Origin of the sequence: Methyloversatilis sp. (genome assembly GCF_051861465.1) — a bacterium.
GTDB lineage: Bacteria > Pseudomonadota > Gammaproteobacteria > Burkholderiales > Rhodocyclaceae > Methyloversatilis.
Genome location: NZ_JBHYCQ010000014.1, coordinates 18,133 through 35,304 on the forward strand (window position 1 = coordinate 18,133; position 17,172 = coordinate 35,304).

The 17,172-nt window shown below is 65.5% G+C and carries 15 protein-coding genes; 1 reads left to right on the top strand and 14 read right to left on the bottom strand.

Annotated features, from left to right (window positions below; all coding sequences use genetic code 11):
- Window positions 1-267: 267 nt before the first annotated feature.
- The 7 genes from ACTIFF_RS16560 to ACTIFF_RS16590 all read right to left on the bottom strand — a co-directional run bounded on the left by ACTIFF_RS16560 (window position 268) and on the right by ACTIFF_RS16590 (window position 6,999).
- Window positions 268-1,062: an ABC transporter ATP-binding protein gene (locus tag ACTIFF_RS16560; RefSeq protein ID WP_069038023.1), complete on the bottom strand. Its 795-nt coding sequence runs from the start codon at window positions 1,060-1,062 to the stop codon at window positions 268-270.
- A 21-nt stretch (window positions 1,063-1,083) separates the two neighbouring features.
- Window positions 1,084-2,007 carry a nitrate ABC transporter permease gene (gene ntrB / locus ACTIFF_RS16565; protein ID WP_439537825.1) on the bottom strand — a complete coding sequence of 308 codons (924 nt, stop codon included), beginning with the start codon at window positions 2,005-2,007 and terminating at the stop codon, window positions 1,084-1,086.
- A gap of 53 nt (window positions 2,008-2,060) precedes the next feature.
- Window positions 2,061-3,362: a CmpA/NrtA family ABC transporter substrate-binding protein gene (locus tag ACTIFF_RS16570; protein ID WP_439537826.1), complete on the bottom strand. Its 1,302-nt coding sequence runs from the start codon at window positions 3,360-3,362 to the stop codon at window positions 2,061-2,063.
- Window positions 3,363-3,748: 386 nt separating this feature from the next.
- On the bottom strand, window positions 3,749-4,330 hold the full coding sequence (locus ACTIFF_RS16575; protein ID WP_439537827.1) for an ANTAR domain-containing response regulator: 582 nt from the start codon (window positions 4,328-4,330) through the stop codon (window positions 3,749-3,751).
- Between the two features lie 112 nt (window positions 4,331-4,442).
- Window positions 4,443-5,618 (bottom strand): SpoIIE family protein phosphatase, encoded by a 1,176-nt coding sequence (locus ACTIFF_RS16580; RefSeq protein WP_439537828.1) that lies wholly within the window; start codon window positions 5,616-5,618, stop codon window positions 4,443-4,445.
- Window positions 5,615-6,520: a response regulator gene (locus ACTIFF_RS16585; RefSeq protein ID WP_439537829.1), complete on the bottom strand. Its 906-nt coding sequence runs from the start codon at window positions 6,518-6,520 to the stop codon at window positions 5,615-5,617. Before ACTIFF_RS16585 ends, ACTIFF_RS16580 begins: the two co-directional genes overlap by 4 nt.
- A 98-nt stretch (window positions 6,521-6,618) precedes the next feature.
- Window positions 6,619-6,999, bottom strand: a complete 381-nt coding sequence (locus ACTIFF_RS16590) for a sirohydrochlorin chelatase (protein WP_439537830.1) — start codon at window positions 6,997-6,999, stop codon at window positions 6,619-6,621.
- Between the two features lie 91 nt (window positions 7,000-7,090).
- Between ACTIFF_RS16590 and ACTIFF_RS16595 the strand changes: the two genes are divergently transcribed.
- The gene (locus ACTIFF_RS16595) at window positions 7,091-7,750 is read left to right on the top strand and encodes a response regulator (protein WP_439537831.1); all 660 of its coding nucleotides are present in this window, start codon (window positions 7,091-7,093) and stop codon (window positions 7,748-7,750) included.
- 21 nt (window positions 7,751-7,771) lie between these two features.
- Here ACTIFF_RS16595 and ACTIFF_RS16600 read toward each other — a convergent pair whose 3' ends face one another.
- The 7 genes from ACTIFF_RS16600 to ACTIFF_RS16630 all read right to left on the bottom strand — a co-directional run bounded on the left by ACTIFF_RS16600 (window position 7,772) and on the right by ACTIFF_RS16630 (window position 17,144).
- Complete coding sequence (locus tag ACTIFF_RS16600; RefSeq protein WP_439537832.1) at window positions 7,772-9,718, bottom strand: ATP-binding protein; 1,947 nt, start codon at window positions 9,716-9,718, stop codon at window positions 7,772-7,774.
- 75 nt (window positions 9,719-9,793) lie between these two features.
- A complete protein-coding gene (locus ACTIFF_RS16605) occupies window positions 9,794-11,926 on the bottom strand; it encodes a TonB-dependent receptor plug domain-containing protein (RefSeq protein ID WP_439537833.1) in 2,133 nt (710 codons plus the stop codon).
- 137 nt (window positions 11,927-12,063) lie between these two features.
- The gene (locus ACTIFF_RS16610) at window positions 12,064-12,714 is read right to left on the bottom strand and encodes a LutC/YkgG family protein (protein WP_439537834.1); all 651 of its coding nucleotides are present in this window, start codon (window positions 12,712-12,714) and stop codon (window positions 12,064-12,066) included.
- Complete coding sequence (locus ACTIFF_RS16615; RefSeq protein ID WP_439537835.1) at window positions 12,711-14,126, bottom strand: LutB/LldF family L-lactate oxidation iron-sulfur protein; 1,416 nt, start codon at window positions 14,124-14,126, stop codon at window positions 12,711-12,713. The genes ACTIFF_RS16610 and ACTIFF_RS16615 overlap by 4 nt, the downstream gene beginning before the upstream one ends.
- A gap of 7 nt (window positions 14,127-14,133) precedes the next feature.
- Window positions 14,134-14,895: a (Fe-S)-binding protein gene (locus ACTIFF_RS16620; protein WP_439537836.1), complete on the bottom strand. Its 762-nt coding sequence runs from the start codon at window positions 14,893-14,895 to the stop codon at window positions 14,134-14,136.
- A gap of 5 nt (window positions 14,896-14,900) precedes the next feature.
- Entirely contained in the window at window positions 14,901-15,893 is a 993-nt protein-coding gene (pbpG, locus tag ACTIFF_RS16625) for a D-alanyl-D-alanine endopeptidase (protein ID WP_439537837.1), read from the bottom strand.
- Between the two features lie 123 nt (window positions 15,894-16,016).
- Window positions 16,017-17,144 (bottom strand): patatin-like phospholipase family protein, encoded by a 1,128-nt coding sequence (locus ACTIFF_RS16630; RefSeq protein ID WP_439537883.1) that lies wholly within the window; start codon window positions 17,142-17,144, stop codon window positions 16,017-16,019.
- Window positions 17,145-17,172 lie beyond the last annotated feature (28 nt).

Here is a 17,172-nt window from a genome sequence, read left to right on the forward strand (position 1 = left end):
ATCGTTTGCCGGAAACGGCACAGATTGACCCGGGACTTCGCCCCTGCAGGCGAGGGCCGCTTCGACACTTACTTCGTCGACGATGTCGTACAGCTTCGCGGGGATGGAGCAGGGATGTTGGGCATCGCTGCGCTCACCCCAACCTACAACGGTGCGCGGAATCCGTAGGTTGGGGTGAGCCAAAGGCGATGCCCAACACGCACCCGCCGCACCCCACACCCGCCCCGCAGGTTAGGGCGAGCGCAGCGATGCCAGACACGCACCGCGTCAGGCCGCCTTCTTCACCTGCTTCTGGTACAGAAACTCGAGCAGCGCGGCGCGGTACTCGACAAAGTCGTGGTCATGCGCCAGTTTCAGCCGGTCGCGCGGGCGGGCCAGCTTCACTTCAAGGATTTCGCCGATGGTGGCGGCCGGGCCGTTGGTCATCATGACGATGCGGTCGGACAGCAGCACCGCCTCATCGACGTCGTGCGTCACCATGACGACGGTCGCACCGGTCTTTTCCATGACACCGTTCAGCTCGTCCTGCAGGCTGGCGCGCGTCAGTGCGTCGAGCGCGCCGAAGGGCTCGTCCATCAGCAGGATCTTCGGCTCCATCGCAAACGCGCGCGCGATGCCGACGCGCTGCTTCATGCCGCCGGAAATTTCATGCGGCAGTTTGTCCAGCGCGTGGTCCATATGCACCATTTCGAGCGCCGCCTCGGCGCGCGCCTTCAGCTTGCCCTTGCCTTCCTTCTTGCCGAACACGCGCTCGACCGCCAGCAGCACGTTTTCGCGGCAGGTCAGCCAGGGCAGCAACGAGTGATTCTGGAACACCACGGCGCGTTCCGGACCCGGGCCGGCGATTTCGCGTCCGTCGCAGAACAGGTTGCCGCTGGTCGGCAGCGTGAGCCCGGCGATCAGGTTCAGCAGCGTCGACTTGCCGCAGCCGGAGTGGCCGATCAGCGTGACGAATTCGCCCTCGGCGATGGTGAGGTCGATGTCGCGCAGTGCGACGAACTTGCCCTTCTTGGTATCGAAGGACATGCCGGCGTTTTCAACCTTGACGATGACTTTGCTCATGGGAGTCTCCTGGGTCCGTGATCAGCTGTTGCCGTACGAGAAGCGGCGGGCGAGCAGCAGCAGGCACTGTTCGAGCAGCAGACCGACGATGCCGATGACGAAGATGGCGATGATGATGTGTTCGACCTTCAGGTTGTTCCACTCGTCCCACACCCAGAAACCGATGCCCACGCCGCCCGTCAGCATTTCGGCGGCGACGATGACCAGCCAGGCGGTGCCGATGGACAGGCGGATGCCGGTCAGCATGTAGGGCAGCACAGACGGGAACAGGATCTTGGTGACGATCTTCCACTCGCTCAGATCGAGCACGCGCGCCACGTTCATGTAGTCCTGCGGCACGCGCTGCACGCCGACCGCGGTGTTGATGATCATCGGCCAGATGGAACAGATGAAGATGGTCCAGGTGGCGGCCGGATCGGCCTGCTTGAACACCAGCAGACCGATCGGCAGCCAGGCCAGCGGGCTGACCGGGCGCAGCAGCGAAATGATCGGATCGAGCATGGCGTTCATGAAGGCGAAGCGGCCGATGATGAAGCCCAGCGGAATACCGACCAGGGCGGCGAAGCCGAAGCCGACGCCGACGCGCTGCAGCGACGACAGCACGTTCCAGCCGATGCCCATGTCGTTCGGCCCGTTGTTGTAGAACGGGTCGGCGAACAGCACCTTGGCCGCTTCCCACACCGGCAGTGGCCCCGGGATGCTGCCACCGGAGCCGGCCAGCAGCGCCCACACGGCGATCAGCAACACCATGCCGGCGATCGGCGGAAACACCGCCTTGAAGATGTTCAGCAGAATTTCCGACACCGGCGTGCGCGGCTCGCGCGGCGCGGCGGCTACAACGGGTGGCGCGACCGGCACGGCTTCGTTCGCGGCGCGCACCGGCGTGGCTGCGGAGCCCGATGTCATCGGAACGACCTTGTCGCTGGTAATGATTGCTGCACTCATGATTGACTCCTTTCGGTACCGGAGGACGCGGGGCGAACCCCGCGCCCGAACCATCAAGCGGCGTTGACCTTGAAGCTGCCTGCATACTTCTGCGGTTCCTTGCCGTCCCAGGTGACACCGTCGATCAGCTTGTGCGACCGCATGTCGCTCTTGGGCAGCGGCGCGCCGGCGGCCGTCGCGGCCTGCTTGTAGATGTCGATGCGATTGATCGCCTTGGCCACAGCCAGGTAGTCGGGGTCGCTCTTCAGCAGGCCCCAGCGCTTGTGCTGGGTCAGGAACCACATGCCGTCCGACAGGTAGGGGAAATTCACCGCGCCGTCGTTGAAGAATTTCATCGCATTCTTGTCGTCCCAGCTCTTGCCGAGGCCGTTCGAATAGCGACCCAGCATGCGTTCCAGGATGACGTCCATGTCGGTGTTGATGTACGACTTGGTCGCCACGACTTCGGCCGTCTTGCGCCGATTGACGAGCGAGGCGTCGATCCACTTGCCGGCTTCCAGAATGGCGGCTGTCATGGCGCGCGCCGTGTTCGGGTTCTTGCTGACCCAATCGGCGGTGGTGCCCAGCACCTTTTCCGGGTGATCGGTCCAGATGTCCTGCGTCGTCACCGACGTGAAACCGATCTTGTCGATGATGGCGCGGTTGTTCCACGGCTCACCGACGCAGAACCCGTCCATGTTGCCGACGCGCATGTTGGCGACCATCTGCGGCGGCGGAACGGTGATGACCTTGACATCCTTCATCGGGTTGATGTCGTGTGCCGCCAACCAGTAATACAGCCACATGGCGTGGGTGCCGGTCGGAAAGGTCTGCGCGAACGTGTACTCGCCGGGCTTGCTCGTCAGCAGTTTCTTCAGGCTGGTGCCGTCGGTGACGCCCTGATCCTTCAGCTTGTTGGCGAGCGTGATGGCCTGGCCATTGTTGTTCAGATTCATCAGCACGGCCATGTCCTTCTTCGGACCGCCGATGCCCAGATGCACGCCATATACGAGGCCGTACAGCACGTGCGCTGCATCGAGTTCGCCGTTGACCAGCTTGTCGCGTACCGCCGCCCAGGATGCTTCCTTGGACGGGATGATCTTGATGCCGTACTTTTCGTCGAACTTCTCGACCGCCGCCATCACCACGCTGGAACAATCGGTCAGCGGAATGAAGCCGATGCGCACTTCCTTCTTCTCGGGTGCATCGGAGCCGGCGGCCCACGCTCCCGAACGCACGCCGGGCGGCACCATGCTCATGAGCGCGGCTCCTGCGCCCAGTGCGACGCCCTGTCTGAGGAAGCTGCGGCGCTTGTCTGGGGTTTCAATGATGCCTGGGACCTGCGCGCTGTCTGCCTGTTTCGGATGGTCAGCCATCGTGTTCTCCGTCGGTTCATGTTTCGGTTCCAGAATGAAAAAGGGGCGTGCATCCGCAGCGGTGAAAGCCGAGCCGGATGGACGCCCCTGTCCCTGTCGGAGGCTTTCGAGCCTCGCTGGCCGCAACGTCGTTGTTGCGCCTTGATCAGCTGTTAGCATGCGGCGTGCCAGAGCACCGCACCGAATACATCCTTATGTTTTGAAACGGTTTTGGCTGCGACAGCCGACAGCGTTTCGCACGCTTCATCATCAGGCCGCACTTGTGCGGTGCAGCAGCCCAGGGTCGCGCACCATGACGAACAGCGGTGACGGACCTCGGCGCAGCGTGCATTCAAACCAGGATGCCGCCGGCTGCAGGTGCCGGGGCGGATGCCACCGGCGCCGCGTCAGCCGAGCAGGCGGGCGGTCGCAAGCAGGTCTTCGGACACGGCGGCAATGGTCTTGCCGCGCTCCATCGCCAGCTTGCGCAGCGTGTGATAAGCGGCGTCTTCCTCGATACCGCGCAGCTTCATCAGCACGCCCTTGGCGCGGTCGATCGTGATGCGGTCGGACAGCTTCTGCCGCGCCTCGTCGCGCGCGCGCCGCAGTTCCTGGTGTTCCTCGAACTGCGCCAGGGCTACATCGATGATGGGCTTGATGCGCTTGGCTTCCAGCCCATCGACCACATAGGCCGACACGCCGGCCTTCATGGCCCGACGGATGGTCTTGCTGTCGGATTCGTTGGCGAACACGATGACCGGACGTGGCATTTCTCGGTCCATCGCGGCCATGTGTTCCAGCGTGTCGCGCGAGGGCGAATCGGTCTGGATCAGGATGACGTCGGGTTTGAGCTCTTCGACCTTGAGGTGCAGGTCGTAGGCGCTCGACAGCACGGCGGCAACCTGATAACCGGCGCAGGCGAGCCCGGCACAGATTTCCGCTGCGCGCTTGCGCGATTCATCGACCACCAGCACATTGAGGACAGCCATGGAGCAACATTCGAAATTCGGGTTGACCGTGGCATGCAATCGCTGTGCCAACGTGCCGGAACAGCGGGCACAGTGAACCCTGTCGATGTGCGTGCGCCGTTCGGCGCGGGTTTCATTCGAGATTGATCACCATCAGGGACACGTCGTCGTGCGCCGATGCCCCGTCCAGATGCATATCGAGCGTCTTGCGCACCGCATCGTGGCGTTGCGTGGGCACAGCAACCTTCAACACCGCTTCGAGGCGAGGGCTGCCGAACGCTTCACCACCCGGTGACTGCGCCTCGAGCAGTCCGTCCGAACACAGCACGAGCTGGTCGCCCGGCGTCCAGCGGAAATGGCGCGGCGGGACATTGACCGGATCATCGGCGTCGATGCCCAGCGGCAGATTGGCTGACGCGAATCGCTCTTTCACCTCGCCCTGCGTGTCAAGCCACAGGACCTCCGGCGTACCGCCGACCCACAGCTCGCCGAAGCCATCGCCCAGTCTGACCATGCTGGCCGCGACGAAGCGGCCGACCGGCAGCGACGACATCAGGTGGCGGTTGATTTCGCTGGCCATCAGGCCGAGCGACAGATTCTTGGCCGCCATGCCGAAAAAGACCTGCAGCACCGGCAGCACGCTGATCGCTGCGGCCAGTCCGTGACCGGTGGCATCGGCCAGCAGCGCATAGAGCGCACCGGAATGCGAGCGCGACACGGCAACGATGTCGCCGGAGAACAGCGTCGTGGGGATCACCGAATAGCGTACGCGCGAATCGGCGACCGCCTTGCCCTTCACCTGGCGCTCGATGACGCCGCGCGCGAACTCGATTTCCGCTTCCTGCTCGGCGCGGTAATTGTTCATGTCGGCCTGCAGTGCCAGCTGACGGGCGAAGGCAGCGAGCTTGGCCGCAAGGATGGCGCGCCGGATCGGCTTGCTCAGGTAATCGTCGGCGCCCGCCTCCAGACCGGCAATCATGTCTTCGTCGTCGGAACGCGCCGACAGCAGCAGGATGGGCAGCCAGGTACCGGCGCACAAGCGGCGCAGTTCGCGCGTGGCCTGCAGGCCATCCATGCCGGGCATGACAACGTCCATCAGCACGATATCGGGGCGCACGCTGCGGAAGGCCTGCAGCGCAGCGGCGCCGTCCGATGCTTCGATGCAGCGATAGCCGAGGCGACGCACCAGCGCGCTGACGGTTGCGCGGCCGATCAGGGTGTCGTCAACGACCAGCACCGTCATCGGTCGCACCGGCGGCTGATCGACCAGTAAGGTCAGGTCGTCAGCATTGACTTGCGTATGGCTCATTTCAAATCCACCGCTGCGCTGACCACGTTGCCGGATCCGATGTATTCGAGCCGCTTGAAGGAGAGCTGGCGCGCCATGGCGATGCCGCGGCCATTCGGATCGAAGGCGCGCTCCGGATCGAAGTCGAGATAACGTGTGTAGTCGAAACCGCGGCCTTCATCGAAGACCGTGAAACGCACTTCCACTGCCGAGCGTTCGACCGTCAGGCGCGCCCGCTTGCCCGCGTTCTGCGGCAACAGCAGGCGGCGTTCGACCTCCTCCTGCCAGCGGTCTTCCAGGCGCAGGCGCGATTTCTCGGCGTACGTGATGCCCAGATTGCCGTGTTCGATCGCGTTGATCAGCAGTTCGCTCAGGCCCATCACGATGTTTTCCGGTTGCGGTGCCGCCAGCGAAGCCAGCGTCGACAACTCGGTCGCCTGCTGCAGCGTGGCGAATTCGAACTCGGCCCGGGTGAGCATGCACATGGCGCGGCGCATGTCTTCGACCTGCAGCAGAATCTCGCGCGTGCGGCGAACTTCGTCGAGTGCGGACTTGACGATGGCGAGCAGCGCATCCGGCTCGTACGGCTTGGTGAGGTAATAGCGCGCGCCCGCTTCGAGCCCTTCGCGCACCTGGTCCGGGGTGGCGGCGGCCGTCTGCATGATGACCGGCATCCCGCGCAGACGCGGCGTGCGCTGCACGCGGCGCAGCACCTCCATGCCGTCAAGGCGCGGCATCATGCGGTCCAGCACCAGAAGATCGAATTCGCGCTCGACCTCCTCGAGCAGCGCCCACGCTTCGACACCGTCGTGAGCCATGGTCAGCTCGAATCCGGGGGCGTCCAGATACTCCCGGATGATTTCAAGGTTGAAGGGCTCGTCGTCGACGACAAGCACGCGAACTTTCGCTGACACACTGGGCATGCAAGGCTCCGGAAGTCTGCGGCCGGAATCCCGTCAAACCTGATGGCACCCGACCTCTGGCAGTGCTAACGGCCTGCTGCGCCGGGTCTTGAACCCGTTCAGCCGGCCAGGGCGGCCAGGGCGGCCAGGGCCACTTCGGCCATCACCTGCTGCACCCGCGCATCCTCACCCACCGCAGTGGCCAGTTCGATGTGCAGCGAGGGATGGCGCGCGCGCGCTGCATCGACCTGCGCCGGCAGGTCACGCCGCACATGGCCGCTCTGTGCGATGAACATCGGCACCACGGCAATGCGCGTCACGCCATCGGCGACCAGCCGGTCGCAGGCCTGTTCGAGCGTGGGTTCGAGGAATTCGAGAAAAGCGAGTTCGACGCGCGGCGCCGACGGCGCACCGGCCAGCCGCGCCGCCACCTCGCGCAGGGGGCGGGCCCATTCCGGATCGCGCGAGCCGTGTCCGAACAGTATCAAGCCGTGATTCAAGGTTATTCCCTTTCAAGTTATATGCTTACGATCAAGCACCGGCGATGCGCCGCAGGTACACTCGCGCCATCTCATTGCGACGGGACTTGGCATGCAGGTCATGATCATCGAAGACCAGCCCCTGATCGTGGAGGGGCTGCGCAGCGTGCTCTCCGGCATAGACAGCGAGCCGGACATCCGGTGCGCACTGCTTGCGTCCCGCGCATTGTCCATGCTGCGCAGCGGTTTGCGCCCCGATCTGGTGCTGCTGGACCTCAATCTGCCGGACGCCGAGGGGACCTCGCTGCTGACCGAACTGCGCCAGGAGTTTCCGGACGTGCCGGTGGTGGTGATTTCGGCTCAGGACGACCGCGACACCATCACCCGAGCCATCGATCAGGGCGCCATGGGTTTCATCTCCAAGAGCTCGAACACGGCGATTCTGGTCAGCGCGCTGCAGCTGGTGATGAAGGGCGGCATCTATGTGCCGCAGCAGGTGCTGGACGACCATGGCGCCGACCAGCCGCTGCGCCCGAGCATTCAGGATCTTGCCGACATCGGCTTGACGCGGCGCCAGATCGAAGTGCTGACGCTGATGATCGAAGGCCTGCCGAACAAGCTGATTTGCCGCGAACTGGGCATTTCCGATGGCACCTGCAAGACGCACATTTCGGCCATCCTGCGCCTGCTGGACGTCCGCAACCGGACGCAGGCGGTGTTTGCGCTGTCGAAGATGGGTGTGAAGCTGCCCCGCCGCCCGGCCAAGGAATGAACCTGAAGGCCTCGCAGCCCGTCAGGTGTCCGGATCATCGGCCGCGTCGAGCATGCCGCCGATCACCGCGTCGAGCACGATCGGACGCACCGGTTTGGCGACCAGCGGAATGCCATGCCCTTCCAGTTCGATTTCGAGTTCGCGCGTGGCAGCCAGCCCGGTCATCACCAGCGCCGGAATGTCATCGCCCAGTTCGCGCCGCAGCGTCAGCACCGCATTCAGTCCGTCCAGCCCGTCTCCCAGCTGGTAATCGCTGATGATGAAGGCCGGTGCGCCGGCCTGCCTGAGCTGACGCAGCACGAAATCGGGCGAGGTACCGGCAATCACGTCGATGCCGACCGAGCTGAGCAGCGACTGCAGCGACTGCAGCACCGCGGCATCGTCGTCGATCAGTGCCACCCGGCATCCGGCCAGGCGAACCAGCCCATGCAGCGGTTCGGCCACCGGCGCCTGCACCCAGGCGCGTACCCGGGGCAGCGCAACGCTGAAGGTTGATCCGCGCCCGGGGCGCGAGCGCACCTTCACTTCATGCCCGAGCAGGGCGCACAGACGCTTCACGATGGTCAGCCCCAGCCCCATGCCCAGCCCGCCCGCGCCCGGGTCGGCGCCGGGCAGGCGCACGAATTCCTCGAACACGTCGTCGATGCGGTCGGCCGGTATGCCCTGACCGCTGTCGCGCACCTCGATGCGCAGGCGGCCGTCGTCGAGCATGCGCACGCCGGCGAACACCGTGCCGCGCGTGGTGTAGCGCAGCGCATTCGACACCAGATTGGCCAGCACGCGTTCGAGCAGCAACGGGTCGGAGCGGCACCACGCCCGCGTCGGATGCAGCTCGAAGCGCAGCCCCTTCTCCGCGGCCTGCGCCTCGAAGGTGACACGCAGGCTGTCGAACACGCGGATGAGCGGAAAGTCGGTCAGACGCGGCTGCGTGGCCCCCGACTCGAGCCGCGCCACATCGAGCAGCACATCGCGCATGTTCTCCAGCTTCAGCGAGGACCGTTCGAGCCGCGACAGCAGGCCTGCGCTTTCATCGTCGCGCAGGCGCAGCTTCAGCGTGCGGATGTCCAGACCCATGGCCATCAGCGGCTGGCTGAGGTCATGCAGCAATGCATCGACGAACTGCGTCTTGGCGCGGCTGGCCTGCTCGGCCACTTCCTTTTGCTGCTGCAGCTGGGCGGTGGCGTCATGCACCCGCTCCTCCAGCCCGGCGCGCGCCGTCTGCAGCGCGACCGCCATGCGGTTGATGCCGTCTTCGAGCACCTGCAGGATGCCGCGCGCACCGGTACGCGCGCGCACCGAAAAGTCGCCCTTCTCGATGCGCTGCACGGTTTCCGCCAGCGCACGCACCGGTGCGGTCACGCCGTCCGACAGGAAGCGGGCGAACAGGCCGGCCAGCAGCAGGCCACCGGCGGTGATCAGGACGGCACTGGTGATCAGTTCGCGCCGCGCCTGCGCACTGCCGAAACGCGACACCTGAACCACCACGGTACCGAGTCGCAAGGGCCCGGACGGCGCCAGTTGATCGTCGAGCAGCAGATCCGTCGGTCCCTGGGCAGAAAACACCGGCGCGGCAAACTGATGGAAGCGATCGCTGCTCTGCAGGCGCGCGGTCCGGGCGAGACCGCGTGTGGCGTCCACGGGCGGGTCACTGACCTGCCCTGCGCGCGCCAGAACGAGCTGGTCGCGATCGACGATGAGTACGCCGTCCACGCCGCGTTCGCGCATCATCGAATCGGCCAGCGACTGCAGGATGTCGAGATTGCCGACGAAAAGCCCGTATTCGGAGGCTGGCGCGAGGCTGCCGGTCAGCAGCGCGGCGCGGTCGATCAGCGACTGCTCGATGTCGTCGATGCGCGTACTGGTGAAATGAACCGCCAGTGCGAGCGCAATGGCCACCGAGGGCAGCAGCGCGGCGACCAGTACCCGACTGCGAAAGCCGAGGCGATCGAGTCCGAAACGACTCCGCACCCTGTGCCCCCCACACGCGCCGAGCGCGGAAATTTACCGCACTCATGATACGCGAAGCCCGTTGCGGGCCCGTGCTCAGTACCAGCTGGTACGCAGCGTCAGCCGTGCCTGCCGGCCGACTGCATTGAACGGGGTGCGGCTGCCCTGGTCATCGTTGAAGGTTTCGTAGCGGGGTCCGATGTCGGTCACCGCAAACGCGGCTTCCCACAAGGTGCCGCCACTGCGGAATTTCTTCGCGATGCGCGCATCCAGCGTCTGATAGCTGTCGACCCGTTCGCTGCCGCTGAACCAGCGGGCGGAATTGACGCCATGCAGCGTGGCCGAGATCGACCAGTCGCGCGGCAGCGCCTCGAACCAGGTCAGCGACCAGGTCGACGACGGCACGGTGTCGCCGTAGCAGACGCGCCGCGGATTGCAGGTGGCATCGGAGCGGATGCGCGGAATGGCCTGGGAAAACCAGATTTCGCGCCCGTTGCCGCGATAGCGATATTGATATTCGACTCCCTGTATGGTGACCGCGTCGCCCTCGATGAAGGTCACGCCGGTTTCAAGGTAGTCGTTGTCGCGATAGCGCGCTTCGGTGACAAGGTGGTTGAAGCGCTCGTGAAAGGCACGCACTTCGAGCGTGGAGGGGCCGAACTGGCCGACATAGCCGAATTCGACGGAATCCAGCCGTTCCGGCTGCAGCGAGGGCGTGCCGACGAAGGTGCGCCGCGACCGCCCCTGCTGGAATCCGGCCGCCAGCAGCGGCCCCGCCACCGGGTCGAGTGCGGTCAGTGCGGCCGCCACTTCCGGATAGATGAAACGGGAATCACCCCGCGTTTCGATCAGCGCGGGATGACGGTATGCGCGGCTGACACCGGCCTTCAGGGCATGGTTGGGTGTCGCATGCCAGGTCGCGAACAGGCGCGGCGATGCCTGCGGGCTGCGATCGCGGAAGCGCTCGATCATGTTGCCTGCATTCAGGGTCCACCGTTCGCTCGGCCGCCATTCGACATTCGCCGACACGCGCACGAAGCCGTCGGATTCGCGGCCGGTCAGGAAGAACATGCGATCCGACTTCAACTCTTCGTGGCGCAGTTCGGCGCCCCAGGCCACCCGCCAGTCCGGCGCCGGAACGAAGCTGTGCTGGAAATCGATGTTCTGCCGGGTGGCCGAGCGGTTGTAGTCGATGGGCAGCGGCAGCGAACCGATGGAAAAAAACGGAAAGCCGGCATCGATGAGCCCCTGATTCACCACGTCGGCCGCTTCACCGAACCACTCCTCGCGCCCGCGGTCCTCGTTGCGGTAGTAGCTCACCGACCATTCGTTGTCGGTCGATACCAGCCGCCGGAAGCGCAGGTGCAGGAACCGGTTGTCGGTACGCGATTCGCGGAAGCCGTTCTCGTTCGCGCTGTTGCCGGTCACGCCGTATGGATAACCCAGCTCGCGGCGACTCTTGTTCTGTCCGGCCGTCAGGTTGATTTCGTCCGAGCTGTTCAGCGTCAGGTCGGCGCGGAAGGTCATTGAATTCAGCCGCGCATCATCGTAGCGATCGTCGAAACCGGCGTCGCCCATGGTGCGGGCGTTGAGCGCGATGCTCAACGGTCCGAAGCTGTGCCGCAGACGCATCGACGCATCGGCCACATCGCGATTGCCGCGGCTGACCGAAATGCTGGAGCGCGGACCGTCCTGGCTGCTGCGCGTGACGATGTTGACCACGCCCGCCACGGCGTTCGAGCCATAGGTGGTGGCATTCGAGCCACGGACCACCTCGATCCGCTCGATCTCTTCCATCGTCAGCGGCAGGGCGTCCCAGTCCACGTAACCGAACAGATAGGGCGAATAGACCGACCGGCCATCGATCAGCACCTGCATGCGGTTCGGATTCAGCGAACCCAGGCCGTGATAGAACACCGCCGGCGAGTGTCCGGTGTCGCTCATCACGTTCATGCCGGGTACCAGGCGCAGCACCTGGGTCAGACGGCGATAGCCGAGACGTTCGATGTCTTCGCGCGTGATCAGCGTGACCGCACCCGGCGCATCGTCGATGCGCTGCGGCATGCGGGTCATCGACAGCACGACCGGCAGATCATCGAGGTGCGGCGCCTCGGGCTCGTCGGCCGCCACAGCAGGCTGCGCGGTCAGGACGACGCCACAGACCAGCGGCACAAACGGCCAGCGCGTGCAGAACCGCCTCAATTGCGGGCGCTCCGCGGCAACGGACATGGCATCAATGCGTATCGGAGGCGATTCGAAAGACTCAATTCAGAATGACTCCAAATGACCACCACGGGCTCGCGGGGTGGCAAAAAGCAGCGATTATCTGTCAAAGCGCCCCTTCGGCGCATGCCCTGCTCCGCCGCTCACCCCACGATCAGCAGATGCACCCGGTACGGTCCGTGGGCGCCCAGCACGATGGTCTGTTCGATGTCGGCCGTACGCGACGGACCGGACACGAAGTTGACGGCACGCGGCCAGGGGTCGAGCGTGTCGCGCGCGACGGCGAATGCGGCTTCCATGTCGGCCACGATGTGTTCGCGCGGCACCACCGCGATGTGCGTCTCGGGCAGCAGGCTGTTGACCGCCGGCGACTGCGCACCGGAACACAACATCAGCGTGCCCGTCTCGGCGATGGCACGGAAGCAGCCGGTGATGCCGACCGGGTCGTCGCCGGCTGCCGCACCGAAGCGCACGTCCAGACCGCTGGCCGCCCAGTCCAGCCCGGCCAGCGCAGGGGATACGACCACCCGACACCCGAGCCCCTGCAAAGCCAGCCAGCTGGCACAGCGCGCAGGCACCTCGGCCGGCGCGGCACACTCGTCCACGGTGGAAATCAGCGCTTTCGCCCGCTCGATGAAACGCGTCGCCAGATCGCCGTCGTACGACGGGCGCGGCCCGGCCTGCGACGCGGAGATCACCTGCTCGACACGCTCGCGCGCCGCCAGGGTACCGACCGGTTCGCGCCCGATGCGCTGGCGCAGCCGGCCGAGGATGTCGTCGCGCGCGCTGCTCATCGCCCTGCCCTGCGACGCGCCGCATACTGGTCGCGGAAGCTCTGCGCGGCCGGTGCCGGAAAGTCGCGCTCGGCGGTCCAGCCCGGGGCGACCCCCATGGCCTGGATGCGGTCACGACCATCGGCGAGCCAGCGCAGATAGCGCACGGCAAGACGCACGCCGCGCGCATACAGTGCCGGACGCTGTGCCACCCAGGCCCACAGGCGCATCGACAGCCGCTCGCTCCACGGTCGCAGGCCGGCGTCGACCTGCTTCTCGCGCAACTTGCGCATCAGGTCGGGCAGCGGAATCGACACCGGACACACCACGCCGCACTGGTTGCACAGCGTGGCCGCCTGCGGCAGATCCTTCGCCTTCTCGAGCCCCTGATAGAGCGGCGTCAGCACCGAACCCATCGGCCCGGGATAGACCCAGCCGTAGGAATGGCCACCGATGGTCTGGTACACCGGACAATGGTTCATGCAGGCGCCGCAGCGTATGCAGCGCAGCATGGCTTCGAAGTCGCCGCCGATCAGATCGGCGCGGCCACCATCGACCAGCACGAAATACATGTGCTCCGGTCCGTCGGCGTCGCCCTCGTGCTTCGGTCCGGTCAGCAGCGACACATAATTCGAGATCGCCTGCCCGGTGGCCGAGCGCGGCAGGATGCGCATCAGCGTCGCCAGATCGTCCAGCGTCGGAATCACCTTTTCGATGCCGGTCAGCGCGACGTGCACGCGCGGCATCGTGGTGCACATGCGGCCGTTGCCTTCATTGGTGACGATGGCGACCGACCCGGTTTCGGCAATCAGGAAGTTGCCGCCGGAGATGCCCATTTCGGCGCCCAGAAATTCCGGCCGCAGCTTTTCGCGCGCCTCGCGCGTCAGTTCGACGATGTCGGTCTTCGCCGCCGTGCCATGCACGCGCGCGAACAGTTCCGACACCTGCTCCTTCGACTTGTGGATCACCGGCATGATGATGTGCGACGGTGGTTCGTTGTCGTTGATCTGCAGGATGTATTCGCCCAGGTCGGTCTCCACCGGACGGATGCCGGCGGCTTCGAGTGCGGCGTTCAGCCCGGCTTCTTCCGACACCATGGATTTGGCCTTGACGACGGTTTTCACGTCGTGCCGGCGCGCAATGTCGATCACCAGCCGGCAGGCCTCGTCGCCGTCGCGCGCCCACAGCACGGTGGCGCCGCGGCGCGTCGCTTCCGCCTCGAAGCGTTCCAGCCAGACGTCGAGATCGCGCAGCACCGACGCCCGGATGTCGGTGGCGCGGGCCCGCACCGCATCGAAGTCGTCCAGACTCGACAGCGACGCCAGCCGCGCCGCGGCGTTGCGGCCGCGCGTGCGCTGCAGGTTGCGCTGCAGTTCGGTGTCGTCGAGCCGCTGGCGCACGCGCGACACGAAATGCATGGAGCGGATTTCCATCGCCGCCTCAGTCCGGGTCGAGCCGGCCGGCCAGCAGCTCGGCGATGTGGATCACCTGCGTGCCCTCGTCACCGATACGGCGCAGCCGTCCTTCGATATTCATCATGCAGCCCAGATCGCCCAGCGCCACGGTGCCGGCGCCGGAAGCGCGGATGTTGTCGCACTTGCGCTGCGCGATGGCACCGGAAATATCCGGGTACTTGACCGAAAACAGGCCACCGAAGCCGCAGCACTCCTCGCACTCGTCCAACGGCCGCTGCTCGACGCCGGGCATGCGGTCGAGCAGCGCGCGCGGCTGGCGCTTGACGCCCAGTTCGCGCAGCCCGGCACAGCTGTCGTGATAGGTGACGGCACCGACGAAGTCGCCCGGCACCTCGGTGACGCCCGCCACGTCGGCCAGGAACTGCGTCAGTTCGAAGGTCTTTGCGGCCAGCGCCTCGGCACGGATGCGCCAGGCATCGTCGTCATCGAACAGGTGGGGATAGTGCGTGCGGATCATGCCGGCACAGGAGCCGGACGGCGCGACGATGCAGGGGAAAGCTTCGAACTCGGCAATCAGCTTCTGCGCCAGCGCGCGCGCGCTGCGCGCGTCGCCCGCGTTGTGTCCGGGCTGTCCGCAGCAGGTCTGTGTGTTGGGTACGACCGGCGTGTAACCGGCCGCCTCGATCAGTTTCAGCGCCGCGAATGCGATCGACGGACGCATCAGATCCACCAGGCAGGTGACGAACAGGCCGACTTCGCCACGGCTGCCGGGAGGTGGCTTGCTCATGGGATTCAGCCCGCGCCGGCACCCTGTAGCGCCAGGTGTTCGACCCAGCGGCGGATGCGGTTGGCGTCACCGATACGGGTCAGGCGACCCCAGGAGTCGAGCAGCACGATGACCACCGGCTTCTGGTTCAACCAGGCCTGCATGACCAGGCACTTGCCCGCTTCGTTGGTGAAACCGGTCTTCTGCAACGCGATTTCCCAGTCGGAACTCGATACCAGCGCATTGGTGTTGTTGAAGTGCAGCGTCTTGCCCTTGACCGCGAACGACCCGTCGCGCGTGGTCGAGAACTCGCGGATCAACGGATAGGTGGACGAGGCAGCGACCATCTTGGCCAGATCACGCGCCGACGACACGTTGTGCGGGTCGAGGCCGGTGCTGTCGAAGAAGCGCGTATCGGCCAGCCCCAGCTCGATCGCCTTCTGGTTCATGGCGGCGATGAACGCGCGCTGACCACCCGGGTAGTGGCGCGACAAGGCGGACGAGGCGCGGTTTTCCGACGACATCAGCGCCAGGTGCAGCATTTCCTCGCGCGTCAGGCGGGTGCCGACGGCCAGCCGCGAGCGTGTGCCCTTGAGCTGGTCGATGTCCTCTTCCGACACGACCAGCACTTCGTCCAGCGCCGGGCGGGCGTCCAGCGCAACCATCGCCGTCATCAGCTTGGTGATCGAGGCGATCGGCACCACGGCGTCGGAATTGCGTTCGAACAGCACTTCACCCGAAATCTGGTCCTGCACCAGCACGGATGCGGATTTGACGTTCGGCAGACCGAGCGCGTCGAAATCGGGTTCGTTGGGAACGCGCGGCGCCATGGCGACCGACTTGCGGGAGGATTTCTTGATGCTGGCCTGCTTGATGCGCTTCGAATGAGCGGCCTTGGCAATCTTTTTCTTCGAGGAGGACTGTGCGGCGGTTGTTTTGCCGGCGGCTTCGGAGGGCGGTGCGACGCCCAGGCCGAGCACGACTGCGGTGCAGCTGACCATCAGGTATTTCAGAAGCATGCGTAGGACCCCTGGTGGCGATTCGATTGAGTGAAGAGTCTACCCGTCGAAGGCAAATTTTCAAACGAAAATAAGGCCATGGAAAGCATTCTTATGGCCGTTTCGCGATTGTGACGAAGGTATTCACGGCGCAATCGCCGCCGGCTTGAGGCCGAGGAAGTTCACCACATCGTCCGCGCGCGCCATCGTATCGCGGTAACCGAGGTCGATCAGCGCCCGGGTATAAGGCTTTTCGAACAGCAGGTAGCTGGCCAGGCCGCCACCGGCACGCTTGGTGCCGCCGATACCGCCCAGCAGGGTGCGGATACCGAACGGCAGCGCATCGACGTGGCGCGCCGCGATGTCGTCGAGCCGCTCCGACGGCGCGATCACCAGGGTTTCGATCGGTCGCAGCGGCAAGCCCATCTCGGCCATCACATGGTCCGGTACGCGGCCGAGAATGTCATTCACGCGCTGCAGCTGCTCGATGTCGATCATCAGCTGATCCAGGAAGATACTGGCCAGCGCGTGGCCCGCCACCTGGGCCAGCGAGGGGTAGATGTCGCCCCGTCGACGCTGGTCCTTTTCGTTCATGCGGCTGACGCCGATGATGAAGATGCGTTCTGCGCCCAGATGCACCGCTGGACTGATTGGTGCGAGCTGGCGCATCGATCCGTCACCGAAGTATTCACGATTGATCTTGGTGGCGGGAAAGATGAACGGCAAGGCGCTGGATGCCAGCAGGTGCTCGACCTTCAGCGGCGTGCGCGAGGCGGCGCGCTGCATGCGCTTCCACGGCTCGATGTGCTCGCCGCCTTCGAAAAAGGCCACGCTGTCACCCGAGGTGTAGCCCGAAGCGGTGACCGACAGCGCGTACAGCGCACCCCGGTCGATGGCCCGCTGGATGCGGGTGAAATCGAGTCGGTCGGTCAGCAGGTCGCGCAGCGGCGTGTTGTCGAGCAGCGACTTCGGGTAGCGGTCGACCGCCCAGCCGAACATCAGCGCCATCAGCCAGCGGGCACCGGTGCGCGCCAGACCGAGATTGTCGGCGCGATAGACCTGTCCGGCGTGAAAATTGCGCCAGATGTACAGCAGGTTGTCGACCGCGTCGCCGAAGTCCTCGCTGTAGACACCCAGCGACACGGCATTGATGGCGCCGGCCGACGTGCCGCACAGGATGGGAAAGGGATTGATGCGCGTGTCGGGCAGCAGGTCGCGCACCGCCGACAGGACGCCGACCTGATAGGCGGCGCGCGCGCCCCCCCCGGACAACACCAGCGCCGTCCTCGCTTGCTGCACC

Bases quoted from the DNA above. Each gene is read 5' to 3' on its own strand.
- ACTIFF_RS16560 (WP_069038023.1), bottom strand. From the start codon at position 1,062: ATGAGCAAAGTCATCGTCAAGGTTGAAAACGCCGGCATGTCCTTCGAT.
- ACTIFF_RS16585 (WP_439537829.1), bottom strand. From the start codon at position 6,520: ATGCCCAGTGTGTCAGCGAAAGTTCGCGTGCTTGTCGTCGACGACGAG.
- ntrB (WP_439537825.1), bottom strand. From the start codon at position 2,007: ATGAGTGCAGCAATCATTACCAGCGACAAGGTCGTTCCGATGACATCG.
- ACTIFF_RS16595 (WP_439537831.1), top strand. From the start codon at position 7,091: ATGCAGGTCATGATCATCGAAGACCAGCCCCTGATCGTGGAGGGGCTG.
- ACTIFF_RS16605 (WP_439537833.1), bottom strand. From the start codon at position 11,926: ATGTCCGTTGCCGCGGAGCGCCCGCAATTGAGGCGGTTCTGCACGCGC.
- ACTIFF_RS16570 (WP_439537826.1), bottom strand. From the start codon at position 3,362: ATGGCTGACCATCCGAAACAGGCAGACAGCGCGCAGGTCCCAGGCATC.
- ACTIFF_RS16575 (WP_439537827.1), bottom strand. From the start codon at position 4,330: ATGGCTGTCCTCAATGTGCTGGTGGTCGATGAATCGCGCAAGCGCGCA.
- ACTIFF_RS16615 (WP_439537835.1), bottom strand. From the start codon at position 14,126: ATGGAAATCCGCTCCATGCATTTCGTGTCGCGCGTGCGCCAGCGGCTC.
- ACTIFF_RS16610 (WP_439537834.1), bottom strand. From the start codon at position 12,714: ATGAGCAGCGCGCGCGACGACATCCTCGGCCGGCTGCGCCAGCGCATC.
- ACTIFF_RS16580 (WP_439537828.1), bottom strand. From the start codon at position 5,618: ATGAGCCATACGCAAGTCAATGCTGACGACCTGACCTTACTGGTCGAT.
- pbpG (WP_439537837.1), bottom strand. From the start codon at position 15,893: ATGCTTCTGAAATACCTGATGGTCAGCTGCACCGCAGTCGTGCTCGGC.
- ACTIFF_RS16620 (WP_439537836.1), bottom strand. From the start codon at position 14,895: ATGAGCAAGCCACCTCCCGGCAGCCGTGGCGAAGTCGGCCTGTTCGTC.